Here is a 20,362-nt window from a genome sequence, read left to right on the forward strand (position 1 = left end):
AAATATGAGTAGGTGATACGAATGAATCAAGAAGCACAGGAATATTATAATATTGCCAGTTGGACAAAGGATAAAGTAAATTACAATCGGATATCAAAATTTAATACGAATAAGCACAGACAGGTTTTACATGGACAAATATGGTTTTGTGATTTAGGCTATAACGTAGGAACGGAAAAGAATAAAATGCGTCCGGTATTGGTGATGTCTAATAATAAAATCAATAATTCCGAAAAAGTGGTAGTGGTATGTATTACCGATGCAAAAGGAAAGGTAAATGCACGATGTCTACCAATTCAGGATTCATGGTTTTTGTTATATTCTGATACAGAAGATGAAGAAAAACAAGTGATTCCGGGAAGAACGATACCCGCGTCTATGCATACTTATGAATTTTTGGATAAAGACAGTATGATTCAATGTGAAGAGATACGTGCAGTTAGTAAGTCAAGGCTGGATGCGAACCGAGGATGTATTGGTACTTTAACACCGGAAGATTTTAATCTTGTAAAAGGAAAATTCAAAAGAGCATACAACCTGTAAAAATGTGACTGCTAAAAATTTGTTGACAAAGAGAAGGTAGTTGCATATAATAAAAAAGAAGAGAGATACTATGATTAAGTCCCACACTTGAGCAATCAAGATACAGTGGGTGCTTTATAAATGTTTAAACGAAGCCGTAGGACCGCAAGGTATAGCTTCTGGAGGCTCCCCAGTTTTATCTGGGGAGTTTTTCTTTGGAAAAATTTGTGATAACAGAAAAATAGAGACAAAACATCAGGCAGGATATGTTCCCGTGAAAAGGAAGGTATCCTGCCTTTTTTGCATGAAGGTCTAACTATTAAAAGTCAAGGTTAAAATGAAGATTTTTTGAGTAAATTGCAGAAATGCTTTTCAGATATATTTGAACCTTGAAAACTGCATGACAATAAGAGCATCTTTGCAGGTGCTCTAAAAGGAGATATGAAGTTAAATTTTATGCTGCTCTATGATAAAGCTGCCCTGACTTTTCTAGTTGGTAAATAACCCTGACCAGTTTCTTGGCAGCATGGGATATGGCAACATTATAGTGTTTGCCTTCGGAACGCTTCTTTGCAAGATAAGCAGAGAACTGATTATCCCAAATGCAGACAAATTTTGTCGCATTAAACAGCGCATAGCGGAGGTAACGGGAACCACGCTTTTCCATGTGAGAATACTCTGAAATATGTTCGTATGCTGAAAGAGAAAGGCATTGCTGTTTTCTTTGAGGATGAAAATATCAATACTTTAACAATGGATGGAGAACTGCTTTTGGTGGTACTCAGTTCTGTTGCAGAGCAGGAAGTTGAGAATATATCTTCCAATGTCAAAAAGGGCTTGAAAATGAAAATGCAGAGAGGAGAACTTGTAGGTTTTCAAGGATGTTTGGGATATGACTATCATAAAGACACAAAAAGCATATCTGTCAACGAAAAAGAAGCTGAAATTGTGAGATATATTTTTAATCGGTATATAGAAGGGGCGGGGTGTACAGTGATAGCCAATGAGCTTGAGAATCTTGGCTATAAGACAAAATATGGAAGCTCACGATGGGTGCAATCCACAGTAATCGGTATTATTAAAAATGAAAAATATAAAGGCGATTTGCTGTTAGGTAAAACATTTACGGTTGATCCTATTTCTAAAAGGCGGTTGGAAAACTTTGGAGAGGAAGATAAATTTTATATCCGTGACCATCACGAAGCAATTATCAGTGAGCAAACATTGTATCAGTGACACACTGTATGACAAGACTTCGTTTTGTATTGAAGGATCAGAGTGTCCCGGATCAGAAGAAACTGGAATCTATCAAAGGGGTTATGGGAACAAATATCGCCGGAGGTCAGTATCAGGTCATCATCGGAAACTCTGTAGGAAATGTGTACAAAGAACTGGTGGCAATGAGCGGAATATCTGATACAACTGCAGATTACAAAGTAGAACAGGAAAAACAGAAAGTGAATCCGATTGTAGCTGCACTTGATTTTATCGCAGGATGCATGACACCATTGTTCACAGCAATCATCGCAGGTGGTCTGATTAAAGTATTACTTGTAATCTTTGGTCCAACACTGCTCGGGGTATTGTTTTCTGAGAGTGACACTTATATCTTAATGAACGCACTTGGTGATGCACCGTTTTATTTCCTGCCTGTACTGGTAGCATTTACAGCATCTAAGAAATTAAACTGTAATTCATTTCTGGCAGTTATGGTATCCTCTGTTTTGATTTATCCAGATGTGATTACACTGCTTGGAAGTGATCAGGCAACACACCTGTTTGGTATAATTCCGGTTGTTCATGGAAGTTACTCTTCTTCCATCGTCCCAGCAATGCTTGCAACGATCCTTCTGAAATATGTAGAGATTATCGTAGATAAGATTGTACCGGACTGGTCCAAGAACTTCTTGAAACCATTACTGATTGTAATTATTACGGCACCAATCACACTCTGTCTCCTTGCACCACTTGGTCTGATGGTTGGAAATGGACTTCAGTTTGTGATCGATGCAATTTACAATTTTGCTCCATGGCTTGCAATGATGCTTTTCTCAGCAGCGATGCCGTTCATTGTTATGACGGGTATGCACTGGGCATTTGTTCCAGCATGTCTGCTTGGTCTTGCCAATCCGGGATATGACCTGTTGCTTCTTCCAGCAATGCTTACAAGTAATATTGCACAGGCAGGTGCAACATTTGGTGTGGCAGCAAAGACAAAAGATAAAGAACTTAGAGAAATGGCAATTCCAGCAGGTATTTCTGCACTTCTTGCAGGTGTTACAGAGCCAGCAATGTACGGAATTACATTAAGATTGAGAAAACCTATGATTGCTGCATGTATTGCAAGTGGTATCGGTGGATTGATTATGGGAATTACGTCATTAAAAGCATATGCATTTGCAACTCCATGTCTGACAGCAATTGTTCAGTTTATTTCCCCTGATAGTGGAAAAAATATGATTTGTGCAGTAGTTGTTTTAATTGTATCATTAGTATTATCTTTTGTACTTTCCTTTATTATGACAAAGAATAATAATGTACAGTTAGAAACAGTGAAGGCAGAAGCTTCCAGAGGAAAAGTTCAGGAGTCAGAGAAAGTTGCAGAACAGGGAGCAGGAATGCCAACAGAGATTACAGCACCAATTAAAGGAGAGGTGATCCCGCTTACAGAAGTAAAAGACCCGACGTTCGCAACAGGAATCCTCGGAGAAGGATTCGCAGTTGTTCCTGCAGAAGGAAAAGTATATGCACCATTTGACGGTACATGCGACAGTATTTTTGATACGCTGCATGCAATGGCACTTATATCTGATAACGGAGTAGAGCTTCTGATCCATGTCGGACTGGAGACAGTGAGCTTAAAGGGAGTACCGTTTACAGTTCATGTAGAAAACGGACAGCATTTCAAAAAAGGAGATCTGCTTCTTGAGTTTGATATCGAGGCAATTCTAAAAGCTGGATGTGAGATCCAGACGCCGGTTATTGTAGCGAATGCAGATAAGTATGAGCATCTGACAGTAGAAAAAGATAGAATCGTGATTGGAGGTTAAGAAGATGGGATTCAAAGAAAATTTCCTATGGGGAGGAGCAACAGCGGCAAATCAGTGTGAAGGTGCATGGAATGTAGATGGAAAAGGTATTTCCGTATCTGATATCTGTACAGGCGGAAAATTCGGACAGAGCAAACGAATCACGCCGGTGATTGAAGAAGGAACATTTTATCCAAGCCACGAGGCAATCCAGCATTATTATCGCTTCAAAGAAGACATTGCCCTGTTTGCCGAGATGGGATTTAAATGCTATCGTTTCTCCATCAACTGGACAAGAATCTTCCCGAATGGGGATGAGAAAGAACCGAACGAGGCAGGACTGAAACATTACGAGGAAGTTATTGACGAGTGTCTGAAATACGGCATTGAGCCGCTGATTACAATCTCTCATTATGAAGTTCCGTTTGGTCTGACAAAGAAATGTAATGCATGGGTCAGCAGAGAGATGATCGATTATTATCTGAATTACTGCCGTGCAATCTTCACAAGATACAAAGGAAAAGTAAAATACTGGCTGACATTTAACGAAATCAACAGTTCGGCAGCTCCGATGGGAGCACTGCTCAATCAGGGAATCTTAAATGAGCTTGAGAATCCGACGATATTTATGGAGCAGCCGGATATCCCACAGCAGAGATATCAGGGACTGCATCACATGTTTCTGGCTTCTGCTCTGGCGGTACAGATGGCGCATGAGATCGATCCGGAATACAAAGTAGGAAATATGATGATCTATTCTGCAAGTTATCCGATGACCTGCAATCCGGACGATGTGGTTTTAAATCAGAGATACAACCGTATGTATAATTATTATTGTACAGATGTACAGGCACGTGGAGCATATCCGGCTTATGCAGATAGCCTTTTGAAAGAAATCGGCGTTGAAATCGTAAAAGAGCCTGGAGATGATGAAATCTTAAAGAAGGGAACGATAGATTTTATTACATTCTCTTACTATATGTCTTCCTGCCAGAGCTCAGATCCAGAGCAGAAAAGTGGAGAAGGGAATATTCTCGGTGGTGTACCGAATCCATATCTGGAGGCATCAGACTGGGGATGGCAGATTGACCCGAAGGGACTGCGTTATGCACTGAATGATCTGAGTGACCGCTATCAGCTTCCGCTTATGGTTGTGGAAAATGGACTGGGAGCGAAAGATACAGTGGAAGAAGACGGATCAATCAATGATGATTACAGAATTGAGTACCTGCGAAAGCACATTGAACAGATGAAGCTTGCGGTAGAAGATGGAGTAGATCTCATGGGCTATACTCCATGGGGATGTATCGACCTTGTTTCTGCAACTACCGGCGAATATGCAAAGAGATATGGAATGATTTATGTGCGTCGTTTTGATGACGGAACTGGGGATTTTGCCCGTCTGAAAAAGAAATCTTTCTACTGGTATCAGAATGTGATTCGTACAAACGGAGAGAAACTGTAAATGAGTAAAATCATTTTTTAGATGTAGACGGGACTCTGGTGAATTGTGAAAACCAGATCCTGGAAGCTGCTATAAGAGCTGTGCGTCAAGCAAGAAATCCAGTAAAATAATCTAAATAAGGCTGTCACAATAACGGTTATTTATCGCTGTTGTGGCGCCTTTTTTATAGCAAATTTCGCAGTTCGTTTATATTAATGACCTGTATTTTTCGATATTGTAATCGAACAAGTCCTTTTTTTGGAAAAATCAGCAAGTACTCTGAAAACTGTGGTGCGGTGCAGATTCAAACATATGGCTAATTCTTCTTGAGTATAAGGAAGCGTATGATTAATAATTCCAAGCTCTGAGTGGTCATTCTCTGTTAAATCGACTAGATAATCCGCCACTCGCTTGGCACTATCGTTGATAGTCAGTCGCTTAATTTGATTGCAAAGTTGTGTATAATTTTCGGTCAATAATTCAAAAATGATTTGGTTCAGTTCAGTATGCTTGCAAATATGTGGATAAAGTGATTGGATGGGACAGGTGACCAATACTGTACGCCAATATGGTAAGTTCAAGTACCAATTCATTGGTATCAAATTTCCCTGACGGAAGCCGTTCCACATCCATATCCGTCTTGATTTCACTGTGGAACTGTTCGCACTCACCATGTGCATGGTAATTCTGGATAACTTCAGAATCTGCCATCCCTGTATTAGTCCACCATGTGTTCACTTCTAGGTCGGATGGCAGTAGGAATTGCCCGTATTTATCAATGGTACGTTCTATGATCTCATAGCCAGTGCGGATGGCAACTGTTTTATCGTTTCCTTCCGCTGTATTAGAGCTATCATTATTTAGGATGCTTTTCAGTCTTGCATTATCATCTCGTAACAGCTGATTTTCCTGCTCCAAACTATCTATTTTTTGTTTAAACGATCAACATCGTCTTTGTGTTCTGTTTTTTCATCACGAAGGTCTTTTTCCACAGCATCAAGGCGTGACATAACTTCCATAAGTTGTCTATAAAAGAAATTGTTTTTGATCGTTGGGGCGCAACACAGATGGTACAGGATTTGGAAGGTATGGATTTACCGTTGTTCCTTTCGGACAGGGATATAAGGATATGAGTCCGCCAACAAAGGAACTTATGAAACTTACTCTTGAGGAGCGAATTGCCACGGTGGGCATAAGGTTCTCCGTTGGATGATGGATAACGTGTATGTCAGACAAGACCCCGCTGGAAATATTAAAATGGATAAAGAAAAATCTACAGAGAAAATCGATGCAGCAGTAGCAACCGTTATGGCGCTTGACCGTGCAATTCGTAATCAGGGTAGCGAGGGAAGCGTATATGATGGCAGGGGAATTCTTGTTTTTTAAGAAAAAAACCTCTCCGGAAGATGGAGAGGTTTGAATGAGTATGGTTGTGTTTATGTATCAGAATAAGAACTGCATTTTTCTTCCGGCATTTTGGAATTACAGCATCTTGCGGCAAGGGAAGAATCCGGCTTGGCAATGCATTTCTGATATAATTTCAGGGCTTTGTTCTGCAAAGTGTCCTGAACACTGTCAATTAGTGCTTTTTCTTTCTGAAGAAGGTAAACATAGTCAGTTTTTTCCTTTTCATTGCTGAAAAAACGGAAACTTTCTACCTGATTATATTTTAACTGCGTAAGGCAGTTATCAGGAACCGGAATCATATTATTGATATTCAATACAGCATAAAGATATCCAGTGGCTTCATCCTGGAGTTTGTGGAAATCCAGACTGTTGGACATCTTCTGATGTTTTGGTTTTGCAGAGGAAATAGGGACATAGTAGTGGAAATCTCCGACAGTAAGAAGAATTCCTACATGGAGTTTCAAACGTTCCCCATATTCCACATATCCGACACGGGAATCAAACTGTGTCAGGTAATTTATGTATTTTTTATCGACAACGTACCAATCCATAGAGCCTCCTAAAAAGTAAAAAAAGCGGGTGGATTACTCCACCCACTGCTATTAACCGATTGTTTTAATTGGACAATCTAACCGCTTTTAACCGAGCATTTTAACTGGACGCTCTAACCGCTGCACAGATATTTCTATCTGTGTCTTTAGTATATGCAATTTACTGCAAAAAATCAATGCCTTTAATTGCTAAATTTTTATGAATTTTTTTCGATGTTACAGAATTGATTTTATCACAGACAGGCACAAAAGGAAAGAGAGGGATAGCAGATGGGAATAAAAAGTTTGTTTGGTTTCGGTCAGGCGAGGGATAAGCCGGTACGGAATTACAGCAATGGTGAGTATTCGTTCAATTTCGGACGAAGCACCAGCGGAAAGAGTGTCAATGAAATGACAGCCATGCAGACTACTGCAGTTTATGCATGTGTGAGGATTTTGTCAGAGGCGGTTGCATCGTTTCCAATTCATGTATACAGATACAAAGACGGTGGGGAGGAAATTTGAATTAAAAGCAATCATGGACAACACGTCTGCCTATGTGGATATCGAAGTAAATGGAGAGTTGGTTCGTGTAAAAGGAAAACTTGCGGAAGGAGAAACCTTTGTGCTTGATACGGCAAAGCTGACAGCCAAAGTGGTGGATTCCGATACGGGAGAAACTATAAGAAATGGTCTTTCACAGCTTGATGAGTTAGTGTTCCCGGAATTGAATCCAGGAGGCAATGAGGTTCTGGTTTCTGTAAGTAGTGCAGTCTTTACAGAACTTACGATACGGGGAAGGAGCAGGTGAGTGTAATGGGATTAAAATTGCTTGTAAATGCAACCGAGGATTTCACTGGCGAATTTCGGAAAACAGCCAATACACAGGCACAGTGGAAAATGAATGATTCACCGAGTGGTGATGATACAACTCTACACGATTCGTCCGGTCATGCAAGAAATTTTACCATCAATGGTTGGTCGGGAACAACAGCATCTACCCGTGACGGAAAACTTGGAAAATATTTTCGATTCAATACTGTAAACCCGGAAACAGAAAAGTCACATCTGAGGGCTACGAATACAGGAGATTTCTTCACTGAATTAGGAAAAAGAATCGTGGCAGGAGGGTGGATATACCCAACTACTTATTCAGTAGGGACAACGTTTGTTCCTATTTTCAGTACCGGAAGCGGTCCGGGAAATCCTCTGTTTTATATTTCCCTTCGTTCAGGAAGATTACGAAATATGCTTTATGATGCTTCCGGTACGCTGATTTATGACGTTATTGAACCGGACCCGATGGAGGTGGTGCTGCAAAACAATGGTGCGTATTTTAGTGGAACGGTTATTGATTTGAAAGAAAAGACCGTACAGAGCCTTGTCTGTGACAGAAGTACAGGAGATGTGTTTCAGACAGAAATCCGTTCTTTTACCGGGGAACTGAACCCTTCCTACTGGGCAACAAGGACAAATCAGAATACGGACAGAGCATTGTATGAAAGAGGTGCAGCTTCCAAAGGCTGTAACCTCTTTATTTCTGTCCATTCCAACGCTGTAGGCAATGGTGTAAACGAAAGTGTGGACTATCCAGTTGCATATGTCCTTTTAAATGGAAGCAGCACGGATATTGGGCTGAAGCTGGCGAAGGTTGTGGAATCAGTGATGGGAACTGCCCAGAATGGAAGAACCGCAACACGTCGGGGTACAAACGGAGAATATTATGGTGTGCTTCGTGGAGCAAATGCGGTAGGAACGCCGGGTATTATTATGGAGCATAGTTTGGGTACACAATCAAGGCTGAAGTGGGAATGGAACTGCTCTCTGTCAAGTAGACAACTGAAAAATATAAAATTTTTTCCTGCCGGTAGATTATCTTCCGGCAGGAGTTTTTTTGTGCGGCTTGTAAGTAAATTTCGCGTTTTTCCATCGGTGTTAAACTTCCGAGAGTTCTTTGCAGGCGTTTGTTGTTGGAGTAATCTGTATAATCCTTAATCTAAAGGGCGTTTTTGAGAAATACTGATTGGCTATTTACAAATGTGAAAAAATAATATAATCTATCTATATAGATATTATCTAGTTAGATATAAAATGCTTAAGGAGGTGAATGATTTTTGGGAAGAACTGAGATGAAGATATTGATCGGACTTCACAGAAATGTAAACGCCTTGGATAAAAAGACATCCAAGATAGCAGCGGAGTACAATTTAACCTTTAGCCAGTTTATGGTTTTAGAGGCTCTCTACAGCAAGGGAGATATGAGTGTAGGAGAGGTAAGGGAAAGAATCTTAAGCAGTGTAGGAACGATACCTCTTATAGTGAACAATTTAGTAAAAATGAACTATGTCGAAAGAATGTGTAACGAGAAAGACAGACGCGTGTGCATACTGCATCTGACGCAAGAAGGATATGATGTAATTAGTAAAATCGTACCTCGAAATGAAGCGATGATAGCAGAAAGCATGGAAGTTTTAGATCAGGAAGAAAAGGAAAAACTGCTGTATCTTTTGAAGAAAATAGGAGGAAAATTATAATGAAAAGAAAAGTGAAGACTAAAGTCAAAGGATTCAGAACAACAGATGGCGCAGGCGTAAAATTAGTAAGAGTTTTGGGGAATCTGACAACAAAAGAGTTTGATCCTATTTTAATGCTTGATTCTTTTGATAGCATTAATCCCGACGATTATACAGCAGGATTTCCAATGCATCCGCATAGAGGGATCGAAACGATCAGTTATGTATCGAGAGGTAAGATGGTTCATAGAGACAGTCTTGGGAATGAAGCGGGTATTTCAGACGGAGAAGTTCAGTGGATGAATTCGGGTTCCGGAATTATGCATGAGGAGATGGTTCCGGCGGCAGAAAGGCTTTTAGGAGTACAGTTGTGGCTGAATTTACCGGCAAAAGATAAAATGAGTAAGCCAAGTTACAATAGTATTAAAAACGAAGATATAAAGGAGATTGAAATAGAAGGAGGAAAGATAAGACTTTTAGCCGGAAAATATGGGGAACATGAAGGCTATAAAGGCGATTATCTCTCTATGGATTATTACGATATCCATCTAAATGCTGATGCAGAAGTTACACTTACGATGGAAGAGGATGATTCGGTAATGGTCTTTACACTTTTAGGAGACGTTTATATTGACGGCGAGCACATAGAGGAAAAAACAGCCGTCAAATTAACGGAAGGAGACAGTCTTACAATTAAGAACGGGAATGAGAAGGCTCAAGTTTTATATATGAATTCAAGGGCGTTGAATGAACCGGTTGCATGGGCCGGTCCGATTGTAATGAATACGCAGGAAGAGCTTCAAAAGGCGTTTTTAGAACTTAGAAGCAATACATTCATCAAAGAAACAGCAGAGTATTAATACGAACTACAAGGAAAAGTATAATGAGCAGAGGGAGAATGGAAGCCTTTAGTGATGGCGTATTAGCGATTGTTATAACAATCATGGTGCTAAAGCTTAATGCACCGAAAGATTTAACTTTGGATGCGGTAAAAGAGGTTTTCCCGACATTTTTAGCATATATTCTAAGTTTTATTTATGTGGGGATATATTGGGCAAACCATCATCATTTAATTAATATGACAGATTCAGTATCAGGTAGATTGTTATGGAAAAATTTACATTGGATCTTTTGGATGTCATTGATCCCGATGGCAACGGAATGGATGGGACTAAATCCGTATAAAAGTTTACCGGCTTTATTTTATGGAATCATACTCTTTATGTGTGCTGTCTCTTACAATATAGTCCAGGCTGAAGTTATAAAGATTAATGGAAAGGACTCTCAAATTTTCCGAAATATCGGAAATGATTTAAAAGGAAAGCTTTCTATTATCGCATATGCCGCCGCTATTATTTTTGCTTTTTATTTTCCGGTCATTTCGTATTTGATATATATTGCGATCGCTTTGACTTGGATCGTACCGGACAGCAGGCTGGAAAAAGCATGATGAAAAAGGCGCAAACGTAAATGAAAAAATGTATTGTATAAGCAGGAGGTAATCGACAGTGATAAAAATTATATATGAACAAAAAGAAAACAGAGCGGCCGCATACGATGATGAAAAATTCATTGGAGAAAGCACATATGCTAAGTCGGATAAAGTATGGATCATAGACCACACTTTTGTGGAAAAAAGTTATGGCGGACAGGGAATCGCAGGCAGATTAGTTGCTAAACTGGTTGAAGAAGCGAGAAAAAACGATATAAAAATTATTCCTTTATGTTCTTTCGCAAAAAGGGAATTTAAGTTAAAGAAAGAATATTTAGACGTACTGTTAAAGGAGGAGGCAGTTATGGGCATCATAAAATCATTAGAAAACAGAAGAACATATTATAACATTGATAAGAATCTGCCGGTTTTGGAAAAAGAGATTGAAGAAAAGATAAAGGAAGTTACAGAATTAGTGCCGGATGCATTCAATATGAAAAGTGCAAGAATCGTGCTTGCATTTGGTGAAAAACACGATCGGCTGTGGGATGAAATTTACAATGTTTTTGAGGGAAAAGTACCTCGGGAAAAAATAGATTCGTTTAAAGCCGGAGCCGGAACAGTGCTGTTTTTATATGACGAGGCAACTGTTAAGAAAATGCAGGAACAGTTCAGTACATATGCGGATAATTTTCCTGTTTGGGCAAATCAGGCAAACGGGATGCTGCAGCATTATAATCCGGTAATAGATGCACGGGTGAAGGAAATTTTTGATATACCGGAAAACTTTAAACTGGTAGCTCAGATGCCGTTTGGAGGCATAGTCAGCGAACCCGATAAAAAAGAAAAAGAAGATATAGATAAAAGAGTAACCGTGTTAAGATAGCGGCTCATCAGAATAGAATCAAATAAAAACATAAAATCCCCCTTTTCGGATCATCCGGAGAGGGGGATTTTTGCACCGTCATAAACGAGGAAAACAGTTCGGAGAACCGAAGGAGAAAAGGAATAAAAGAGGGGAAAATAATCGTCAGAAAAAAGGGTGAAAATATGCGGAATATGGTTGACAATTATATTCCTAAATGTTAGCCTGTCTGTATAATATCGGTCTGTAAAACAGAAGCGGAAGAGCGTAGAGAAAAGGGAAAAAGAAAAATGAATATGGATTATGGAAAAAGGACTGGAAAAAGCGGGTTGGAGCGCTAGCACTCTGTGCAGGAATGATAATAACGGGAACGTCTGTCGCCGGAGCACAGGAGCATCCGCAGTTTACGGCGGATCAAACGGAGATACGATTGGCAAAGGAGGAGCTGCAAACGGTGCAGCTTTCTATCGAGGAATATTTGAAGGAGTGCTGGAAGAACAAACAAGAGGTGATTGATGTAAGCGCGTATAAACTGAATGAAGAAGAACTGAATAAGGTCATCTTCGGGATACATTATGAAAATCCGGAGTATTATTGGGTGTTGCGCAACACTGCTATTAATAAAGACGAGGAAACAGGCTTCGTAAAAACGTATTATCAATATTACGAGGGAACGACGGGAAAACCTCTTGACAGGAGCGAAGAACTGGAACGGGAATGGGAAGTTGTAAAGGAAAAAACGAAATATTGTAAAACGGATATAGAAAAAGCGCTGGTAGTACATGAGCACTTGTGCGATACAATCGTGTATTCTTCCAGACTGCAGGCGGCGGCTCATGACATTGAAGGCGCAATTTTTGAGAAAGAAGCTGTGTGCGAGGGATATGCGCTTGCGTATAAATATTATATGAATCGTTTGGAAATTCCGTGCAAGATCGTAAGCGGAACGTCAAATGGTCAGTCTCATGCGTGGAATCAGATTCAGCTTAACGGGAATTGGTACATGGTAGATCCGACATGGGATGATGTGGCGAACAGTCATGACGTAAAGCATCAGTATTTTTTGTGCAGTGAGAATAAGTTTCCGAATCATGTATGGAACAAGGAAAGCGAACTGCATGAAACTTGCAGCGATACGACGTATGACAATTTAGACTGGAAAAATGATCTTCAGGGAATGTACGCTTATCAGGGCGGACTGTACCGCTCTAAATCGTTGATCGTCGGCGGAAAAGAAGTGAGCGGTATATGGCGGATCGATGCGGAAAATATAGAGAAAGAAGCGGAATTAGTGCTTCCGATCACAGATCAGTGGCAGCTGAACTCTGTCAATGTAGTAAGAGGATATTCACAACTTTCTTATTATGACGGAATGCTTTACTACAATACGCCGCGGGCTGTATGGAGATGGAATTTCGATCCTGAATCAGAACCTGAGAAAGTATTTGAACTGGATCAGAGTATTCCGGGCGAAATATGGGATGCAGAGGCTGCAAACGGGAAGATTTATTACGAGACAGGCGTTTATGAAAAAGGAGAGAGACAGAAGGGGCAATATGTGTTTGACGAAGATTACCGGAAAGCAAAGCATCCGATCGCAGTAACCAAACCGGTTATGACAGTTGTAATGGGCGGTGAAAATGTGTTCCTGCAGTCGGCGGCTCCGGGGAACGTAACATATACGTCGAAGAATCCTGAGATCTGCGACGTTCAAGTTGTGTGGAAAGACGAGTCCTGTCAGCTGATTCCTAAAAAAGCCGGGGAGACGATCGTAACGGTTCATGCAGATCCGACGGATCATTATGCGGAAGGTGCGGTAGATGTAAAAGTGATCGTTAAAGAGCGGGATGATATTGAAGAAAAGATCACTCTTCAATATGAAGCCGGAGACGGAGGAAGTATAGCAGCAGTTGATGCGGCAACAGGGAAAATACTTGAAAACGGAGCAAAGATCAAACCGAATGCAGAAGTTCAGTTTACGGCGTCTCCAAATTCCGGTTATTCTGTGAAAAACTGGGTTGTAAACGGAGAAGTATATAAGGAAAACGGCATCGTTTATACAGGCATGGAATTAAAGCGCGCGATCACCGCTTCATCTGACAGCGTGAAAGTTGAATTTGTAAAAGATGAGCCGGCATTTGTGAAGGGCGATGTAAATTTAAGTGGGAAGGTCGAGATCGGCGATGTTCGTGAAGCCTTGAGAAGTATATGCAAAAAGACAGAACTGACAGCGCTTCAGAAGCAGGCGGCGGATGTAAATGAAAACGGAAACGTTGATATAGAAGATTTAAGGAAGATCTTAAGATTTGTCTGCGGAAAGATCGATCAACTGAATATGGAAGAAAGCGGGGCGTCAAAATGAAGATATTAATCATCGGCGGAGTGGCTGCCGGAACAAAAACTGCTGCGAAATTGAAACGGGAAGACAGAAATATTGATGTGACTGTGATTACGAAAGATAAAGATATCTCTTATGCGGGATGTGGTCTGCCGTACTATGTGGGCGGACTGATCGAGGGCAGGGACGAGCTGATCGTGAATACTCCGCAGAAATATTCCGCGCTGACCGGGGTTGAAGTAAGAACGGGGAAAGAAGCGGTTGCACTCGACGCAGAAAAAAAGCAAGTGACGGTGCAGGATGTACAGACAGGCGAGAAAGAAGTCTGTTCCTACGATAGATTAGTAGTTGCAGTAGGAGCATCTCCCGCGATCCTTCCGATAGAAGGAAAAGAACTGGCAGGCGTATTTAAGATGAGAACGCCTGACGATGCAGAAGGAATCCGTACATATGCAGAACAAAACAATGTGAAAAAAGCGGTTGTGATCGGAGCTGGTTTCATCGGACTTGAGGCTGCGGAGAATTTACAGGCAAAAGGAATCCAGGTGACCGTCATTGATTTTGCGGATCAGATCCTGCCGAATATTTTTGATCCTGAGATGGCGCTCTATGCGAAAAGACATCTGATCCGGCAGGGAATCCGCGTGCTTACAGGAACGAAAGCGGAGCAGATATATGAAAGAGGTACACAGGGCCGTGTGGCGGGAATTAAGACGTCTGCCGGAAATCTGCCGTGTGAAATGATCATCATGGCTGCGGGAATCCGTCCGAATACGGAGTTTTTAAATGACAGCGGTATAGAGATGTTCAAAGGAACGATTCTTACAGACGATCAGATGAAAACGAATCTGGATGATGTATATGCGGCAGGAGACTGTGTGATGGTGAAGAACCGTCTGACGGGAAAACGTCAGTGGTCACCGATGGGATCTTCGGCGAATCTGGAAGGACGTACATTGGCACAGGTACTTGCCGGAGCGCAGAAGTCGTATCCGGGAGTTCTCGGCACAGGCGTTGTGAAGCTTCCGGGTCTGAATGCCGGAAGAACAGGACTGACAGAAGCGCAGGCAAAAGAAGCGGGCTACGATGTAGTTACGGCGCTTGTTCCGACGGATGATAAAGCGCATTATTATCCGGACGCTTCGTTTTTCATTACGAAACTGATTGCAGACCGGAGTACAAGAAAACTGCTTGGCGTTCAGGTGTTTGGTCCGGGCTCTGTTGATAAGATGGTTGATATCGCAGTGATGGGATTGAATATGGGCGCGGTTCTGGATGATTTTGAAAATGCGGATTTCGCATATGCACCGCCGTTCTCAACAGCAATCCATCCGTTTGTGCAGGCTGTTTATGTATTGATGAACAAACTGGACGGTACGATCGTCAGCATGACTCCTGCGGAGTATGCCGCAGGAAAAGCAGAAGGCTATACGGTTGTCGATGTTGCGCCGGAGCCGTCGATCAGAGGAGCGGTATATGTAAACTTAGGAGCTGTAAACGGCGAAATCAAAGGACTTGGAAAAGAGGAGAAACTGCTTCTTGTCTGTGCAAAGGGCAAAAGAGGATATTTTCTTCAAAACCGGTTGCGTCATTACGGCTATACGAATACAGTCGTTCTTGAAGGAGCAACATTTTTCAATGATGTAAAAGTGAAAAATAATATAGAAGAAGCTGTCTCTAAAGAAGACGAGACGAGAGTAAAAGCGCTTGGATTTTTAAAGGATAAAAGGACGCCGGATAAATTTAACGGACGTGTGATCACAAGAAACGGAAAGATTACAGCCGAAGAAGCGCACACGATTGCCGAGGCGGCGCAGTTATACGGAAGCGGAGAAGTGACAATGACCTCTCGTCTGACGATGGAGATTCAGGGCGTTCCTTATGACAATATAGAACCGCTGCGGGAATATCTGATGCAGGCAGGACTTGAGATGGGAGGAACCGGCTCAAAAGTCCGTCCGGTTGTATCGTGCAAGGGAACGACTTGTCAGTACGGGCTGATCGATACGTTTGCATTGTCCGAAGAAATTCATGAAAGATTTTTCCATGGATACAGCGATGTGAAGCTGCCGCATAAATTTAAGATCGCGGTAGGAGGATGTCCGAATAATTGTGTAAAACCGGATCTGAATGATCTTGGAATTATCGGTCAGAAAGTTCCGTGGGTCGATCTTGAAAAGTGCCGTGGCTGCCGGATTTGCCAGGTAGAAAAAAATTGTCCGATCCATGCGGCAAAAATGGTGGACGGAAAGATTGTGATCGACGAAAATGTATGTAATCACTGTGGAAGGTGCATCAGTAAATGTCCGTTTGGTGTGACTGAAGAATTTGTTTCGGGGTATCGCGTATATATAGGCGGACGCTGGGGCAAGAAAGTAGCGCGGGGAAGATACCTTGAAAAAGTGTTTACAGATAAAGAAGAAGTGCTTGATATTGTGGAAAAAGCAATTCTTTTGTTCCGGGAACAGGGGATCACGGGAGAGCGATTTGCGGATACGGTTGAAAGACTCGGATTTGAAAATGTTCAGGAACAGCTTTTGGGAGATGGACTGTTAGCCCGCAAAGATGAAAACATAAGAGCGCAGAAACATTTGAAAGGCGGAGCAACTTGTTAAGAATTTTATAAAACGATAGAGTGCAGCATAGCGACTCATAAGACAGATTGAAGGTAAAGGGGAAAAAGAAAAATGAACAAAAACTATGAGGCATGGAAAAGAGGTTGGAAAAAACGAGCGGGCGCACTGGCGCTTTGCGGCGGAATATTGATTGCGGGGACGTCCGTCGTAGGAGCACAGGAAAACCCGTAGCAGGCGGCAGTGCAGTCAGAAGTACAGCTTGCAGAAGCAAACTCTAAAGAGAAGCTGCTTCCGTTAGATCAATATCTGAAAGACTGCTGGGCAAAGAAGCAGACGGCGATTGATTTAACCGCGTACAAAATAACGCATGAAGAATTGAACAAGGTGATTTTCGGTATCCACTATGAGGAACCGGAATATTATTGGACGATCCGAAACGATATAACCGATACAGATCCGCAAACAGGACTTTTGAAAACTTATTATCCTTATTATTCCGGCGAGACAGGAAGTCCTTTTGACCGTACGGAAGAATTGGAACGGGAATGGGAAATGGTTGAAGAGATGACGGAAAACTGTACGACTGATCTGGAAAAAGCGCTTGTAGTGCATGATCATCTGGTTAGAACAATTCAGTACAGTGCGTCATTGGGCGCTTTTGTGGCCCATGATATTGAAGGTGCCATTTTTGAGAAAAAATGTGTGTGTGAAGGATATGCATTGGCGTATAAGTATTACATGAATCGCCTGAATATTCCGTGTAAAGTAGTGAGTGGAGTTTCAAAAGGCCAGCCTCATGCGTGGAATCAGATTAAAATTAATGGAAAATGGTATTTTGTAGACGCGACATGGGATGACGGAAGCTGTGTGTTGGAGGAAAAAAGCCACCCTGTAAAACATGAATATTTCCTGAAAAGTGAGACGGAATTTTCAGATCACACATGGAACAGAGAAGGCTATGAAATTTGTAACGATACAACTTATGACAACGTAGAGTGGAAATGGGTTTCCAGAAAAATGGCCGCATATAAAGGCGGTTTATATGTTGCCGGATCATTCCCCAGAGACGGAGTGATAAAGAGCGGAATATGGAGGTATGATTCGGAAGACCCGACTCAGAAGGGAGAACTGGTCGTTGAGATCGAGGATGAGTGGCCGGTGTCACAGTATAATAAAGGCAAGGGTTGTATGGAAATTGCATATTATGACGGGATGCTTTACTACAACACTCCGAAAGCTGTATGGAAATGGAACTTTGATAAGAATACAGAGCCGGAAAAAGTTTTTGAGTTAGAAGAAAATGTTTCGGGCAGTATCTGGTATTTGCATGTAGCGGACGGCAAAGTTTATTACGAGACGTCTCTTTACGAAAAGAATGAGAAAGAAAAGCGGGAGTATGTAATTGATGTAAACTATCAGAAAGTGAAACACCCGATCGCTGTGACAAGTCCGGTAATGACAGTTGAACTGGGAGGAAATGCAAAAGAGGTATTCCTGCAGGGGGCAGCTCCGGGAATCGTGACTTTTAAAGCGAACAACCCTGACATTTGTGACGTGGAAGAGGCGTACGCAGACAGATCGTGTAAGCTGATCCCGAAAAAGGCGGGTGAAGCGACTGTAACTGTGCATGCGACAGCTACAGATCACTATTTGGAAGGCTCGGTAGATGTAAAAATTATTGTCAAAGGTGATTCAAGCACAGAACAGAAGATCACGCTTCAGTATGAATCCGGTTCAAACGGTTCTTTAAGAGCGGTTAATGCGGCAACAGGAGAAAATTTATCAAATGGAGCGCAGATTCTTCCGAATACAGAAGTTCAATTTATGGCATCTCCGAACGAAGGTTATTCTGTGAAAAACTGGACGATTAACGGAGAAGTGTACAAAGAAAACGGTCAGGTTTATACTGGTACTACTATGAAATATGCGATTACAGCTTCATCAGGCATTGTAAAAGTCGAGTTTGTAAAAGATGAAGTTGAAGTTGTCAAAGGGGATGTAAACTTGAACGGAAAGGTTGAAATCGGCGATGTCCGTGAAGCCTTGAGAAGTATTTGTAAAAAGACACAACTGACAGAAACGCAGAAACAGGCGGGAGATATAAACAAAAACGGAACTGTTGATATCGAAGACTTGAGAACAATCCTGAGAGTTGTTTGCGGAAAAGTAGAAAGCCTGTAAGTGATGTAAATAGTAAATCGATAAGAAAAGCGGATGGTGATTGAGCTGTCCGCTTTTTGTAATGGGGAAGAGACGGATATTTGAATTTAAAGTACAAAAAAATCACCGTCCCCGCGGCTCTCAAGTCCGCAAAAACAGTGATTAGAATGCGCGATCAGGGGTTCGAACCCTGGACACCCTGATTAAGAGTCAGGTGCTCTACCAACTGAGCTAATCGCGCATGCAATAGTATGTTGTTTTACAACGCAAGAAAGATTATAATTTAAAATTTATGAAAAATCAACCCTTTTTAACAAAAAAATTCGATTTTCTTTATTTTTTCTTTTATTTTCGTCTTTATTTTACCGATTTGTTTTTACTTTTCATCTTTTGTTAAAAAATAGTATTGTTTTTGTCTGTATTTGCGGTTGTCACCGGCTGTGTGTACATGAGAATAAAAAGTTGTTTGTCAGGAGTGTTTGCGGGAACAGAAGTCTGAATTTAAGATTTTGTACACTTCATCAAAAGAATTTTTGATAATAAGAAGTTTTCGGTTAAGTCTCGGATGACAGTAGCATATTTCACAGAGACGGTATTTTTGATGTTTTCGTTTCATATAAACTCCTTTTAACGGAACGGATTGAGCGGACAGCTTAAATAAGCGAGGCCGGAAAGCGTCTCATACATCTTTCTATATTATATGAAAAAAACAGGGAGAGGTTCGTTGGAAGCGTCTCACCCTGCTTTTTATAGCATATCCGTGCTGCCGCCGTTATTTTCTCATTGCGATCAGTTTATTGATCGGGTTTCCTTTTGAAGAAAATTTTTCTTCATATTCTGTCATAATATTTTCTTTGTTTAGCTCTTTGTTGTGATGCAGATCGTATGTAAAAGCCTGAAGCGTCCATCCGGCTTCCTTTACCTGTTCCAGAGAAAAGTCAAAAAGAGGGGTGTTGTCCGTTTTGAACTCCACAAGTCCTTGCGGTGGGAGGACTTTTTCATAACGGGATAAAAACTCTGTTGATGTAAGACGGCGTTTTGCATGACGTGATTTTGGCCATGGGTCGGAAAAATTCAGGTAAATGCGGTCGACTTCTGATTCGGCAAATACTTCCGGCAGTTCTCTTGCATCCATGCAGACAAAGCGGATATTCGGCAAATCTGAAAATTCTTCGGTGTCAAATTTTTCTACTGCCCGAAGCAGGACGCTGGAATATCGTTCGATTCCGATAAAGTTGATATTAGGATAGGTTTTTGCCATATTTAATAAGAAGCGTCCTTTTCCCATTCCGATCTCGATCCGTATCGGACGGTCGTTTCCGAAAACCGAAGTCCAGTTTCCGCGGAACTCTTTCGGATTCTTGATTACAGTAAAATGTGCCTGAAGAGTATCGTCGGCGCGGGGAATATTTCTAAGTCTCATATGTGTCTCCTTGTATTTTGGTCGTTATACTAGATTGTATCATAATATGCAGCATATGTCAGGTCAAAGATTTGCGGATGTTTGAGAATCGTTCCTGTTTAGGCAGAGGATAACATGGACGGA

General features: G+C 41.4%; 15 protein-coding genes, 1 tRNA gene and 5 pseudogenes. 15 read left to right on the forward strand and 6 right to left on the reverse strand.

The features are described from left to right. Positions 1 to 21: 21 nt before the first annotated feature. Complete coding sequence (locus RUMTOR_RS12215) at positions 22 to 543, forward strand: type II toxin-antitoxin system PemK/MazF family toxin (RefSeq protein WP_004848409.1); 522 nt, start codon at positions 22 to 24, stop codon at positions 541 to 543. A gap of 433 nt (positions 544 to 976) precedes the next feature. Here the strand turns inward: RUMTOR_RS12215 and RUMTOR_RS12220 are convergent. Continuing rightward, positions 977 to 1,198: pseudogene (locus tag RUMTOR_RS12220) on the reverse strand (IS110 family RNA-guided transposase); the annotation flags it as partial. Between RUMTOR_RS12220 and RUMTOR_RS12225 the strand changes: the two are divergent. The 3 genes and pseudogenes from RUMTOR_RS12225 to RUMTOR_RS12235 form a co-directional block, all read left to right on the forward strand. Then, positions 1,195 to 1,743, forward strand: a pseudogene (locus RUMTOR_RS12225) (recombinase family protein); the annotation flags it as partial. The pseudogenes RUMTOR_RS12220 and RUMTOR_RS12225 overlap by 4 nt on opposite strands. Positions 1,744 to 1,766: 23 nt before the next feature. Further along, entirely contained in the window at positions 1,767 to 3,572 is a 1,806-nt protein-coding gene (locus tag RUMTOR_RS12230; protein WP_004848414.1) for a beta-glucoside-specific PTS transporter subunit IIABC, read from the forward strand. Between the two features lie 4 nt (positions 3,573 to 3,576). Beyond that, entirely contained in the window at positions 3,577 to 5,016 is a 1,440-nt protein-coding gene (locus tag RUMTOR_RS12235; RefSeq protein ID WP_004848415.1) for a glycoside hydrolase family 1 protein, read from the forward strand. Positions 5,017 to 5,207: 191 nt separating this feature from the next. Here RUMTOR_RS12235 and RUMTOR_RS14025 read toward each other — a convergent pair whose 3' ends face one another. Then, a complete protein-coding gene (locus RUMTOR_RS14025) occupies positions 5,208 to 5,624 on the reverse strand; it encodes a helix-turn-helix domain-containing protein (protein WP_082241039.1) in 417 nt (138 codons plus the stop codon). Beyond that, a pseudogene (locus RUMTOR_RS12240) lies at positions 5,548 to 5,832 on the reverse strand (hypothetical protein); the annotation flags it as partial. The gene RUMTOR_RS14025 and the pseudogene RUMTOR_RS12240, both read right to left, overlap by 77 nt. Positions 5,833 to 6,014: 182 nt before the next feature. On the opposite strand from RUMTOR_RS12240, the pseudogene RUMTOR_RS12840 reads away from it, so the two are divergent. Further along, positions 6,015 to 6,381: pseudogene (locus RUMTOR_RS12840) on the forward strand (terminase TerL endonuclease subunit); the annotation flags it as partial. A gap of 50 nt (positions 6,382 to 6,431) precedes the next feature. Here RUMTOR_RS12840 and RUMTOR_RS12245 read toward each other — a convergent pair. Next, positions 6,432 to 6,953 carry a type III toxin-antitoxin system ToxN/AbiQ family toxin gene (locus tag RUMTOR_RS12245; RefSeq protein ID WP_004848428.1) on the reverse strand — a complete coding sequence of 174 codons (522 nt, stop codon included), beginning with the start codon at positions 6,951 to 6,953 and terminating at the stop codon, positions 6,432 to 6,434. Between the two features lie 270 nt (positions 6,954 to 7,223). On the opposite strand from RUMTOR_RS12245, the pseudogene RUMTOR_RS12250 reads away from it, so the two are divergent. The 10 genes and pseudogenes from RUMTOR_RS12250 to RUMTOR_RS12295 all read left to right on the forward strand — a co-directional run. Beyond that, a pseudogene (locus RUMTOR_RS12250) lies at positions 7,224 to 7,451 on the forward strand (phage portal protein); the annotation flags it as partial. Then, entirely contained in the window at positions 7,441 to 7,743 is a 303-nt protein-coding gene (locus RUMTOR_RS12255; RefSeq protein WP_207634942.1) for a phage tail family protein, read from the forward strand. The pseudogene RUMTOR_RS12250 and the gene RUMTOR_RS12255, both read left to right, overlap by 11 nt. A gap of 5 nt (positions 7,744 to 7,748) precedes the next feature. Beyond that, positions 7,749 to 8,927: a hypothetical protein gene (locus RUMTOR_RS13335; protein WP_004848432.1), complete on the forward strand. Its 1,179-nt coding sequence runs from the start codon at positions 7,749 to 7,751 to the stop codon at positions 8,925 to 8,927. Positions 8,928 to 9,046: 119 nt separating this feature from the next. Then, positions 9,047 to 9,466 carry a MarR family winged helix-turn-helix transcriptional regulator gene (locus tag RUMTOR_RS12265; protein ID WP_009243480.1) on the forward strand — a complete coding sequence of 140 codons (420 nt, stop codon included), beginning with the start codon at positions 9,047 to 9,049 and terminating at the stop codon, positions 9,464 to 9,466. Continuing rightward, complete coding sequence (locus RUMTOR_RS12270; RefSeq protein ID WP_004848443.1) at positions 9,466 to 10,305, forward strand: pirin family protein; 840 nt, start codon at positions 9,466 to 9,468, stop codon at positions 10,303 to 10,305. The genes RUMTOR_RS12265 and RUMTOR_RS12270 overlap by 1 nt, the downstream gene beginning before the upstream one ends. Before the next feature lie 23 nt (positions 10,306 to 10,328). Further along, positions 10,329 to 10,895, forward strand: coding sequence for a TMEM175 family protein (locus RUMTOR_RS12275; RefSeq protein ID WP_009320141.1), 567 nt, complete (start codon positions 10,329 to 10,331; stop codon positions 10,893 to 10,895). A gap of 58 nt (positions 10,896 to 10,953) precedes the next feature. Next, entirely contained in the window at positions 10,954 to 11,763 is an 810-nt protein-coding gene (locus RUMTOR_RS13825) for a GNAT family N-acetyltransferase (protein WP_022003115.1), read from the forward strand. Between the two features lie 334 nt (positions 11,764 to 12,097). Continuing rightward, a complete protein-coding gene (locus RUMTOR_RS12285) occupies positions 12,098 to 14,104 on the forward strand; it encodes a transglutaminase domain-containing protein (protein ID WP_004848450.1) in 2,007 nt (668 codons plus the stop codon). Further along, a complete protein-coding gene (locus tag RUMTOR_RS12290; RefSeq protein WP_004848452.1) occupies positions 14,101 to 16,695 on the forward strand; it encodes an FAD-dependent oxidoreductase in 2,595 nt (864 codons plus the stop codon). The genes RUMTOR_RS12285 and RUMTOR_RS12290 overlap by 4 nt, the downstream gene beginning before the upstream one ends. 201 nt (positions 16,696 to 16,896) lie before the next feature. Further along, positions 16,897 to 18,837 (forward strand): dockerin type I repeat-containing protein, encoded by a 1,941-nt coding sequence (locus tag RUMTOR_RS12295; RefSeq protein WP_009243691.1) that lies wholly within the window; start codon positions 16,897 to 16,899, stop codon positions 18,835 to 18,837. A 147-nt stretch (positions 18,838 to 18,984) separates the two neighbouring features. On the opposite strand, the gene RUMTOR_RS12300 is transcribed toward RUMTOR_RS12295, so the two are convergent. Together RUMTOR_RS12300 and trmB are read right to left on the reverse strand one after the other, a co-directional pair. After that, positions 18,985 to 19,057 (reverse strand) — tRNA-Lys (locus RUMTOR_RS12300). A 531-nt stretch (positions 19,058 to 19,588) separates the two neighbouring features. Next, positions 19,589 to 20,239 carry a tRNA (guanosine(46)-N7)-methyltransferase TrmB gene (trmB, locus tag RUMTOR_RS12305; protein ID WP_004848458.1) on the reverse strand — a complete coding sequence of 217 codons (651 nt, stop codon included), beginning with the start codon at positions 20,237 to 20,239 and terminating at the stop codon, positions 19,589 to 19,591. Between the last annotated feature and the right edge of the window lie 123 nt (positions 20,240 to 20,362).

It is taken from the genome of [Ruminococcus] torques ATCC 27756, assembly GCF_000153925.1.
In the GTDB taxonomy this organism is placed as follows: Bacteria; Bacillota; Clostridia; order Lachnospirales; family Lachnospiraceae; genus Mediterraneibacter; species Mediterraneibacter torques.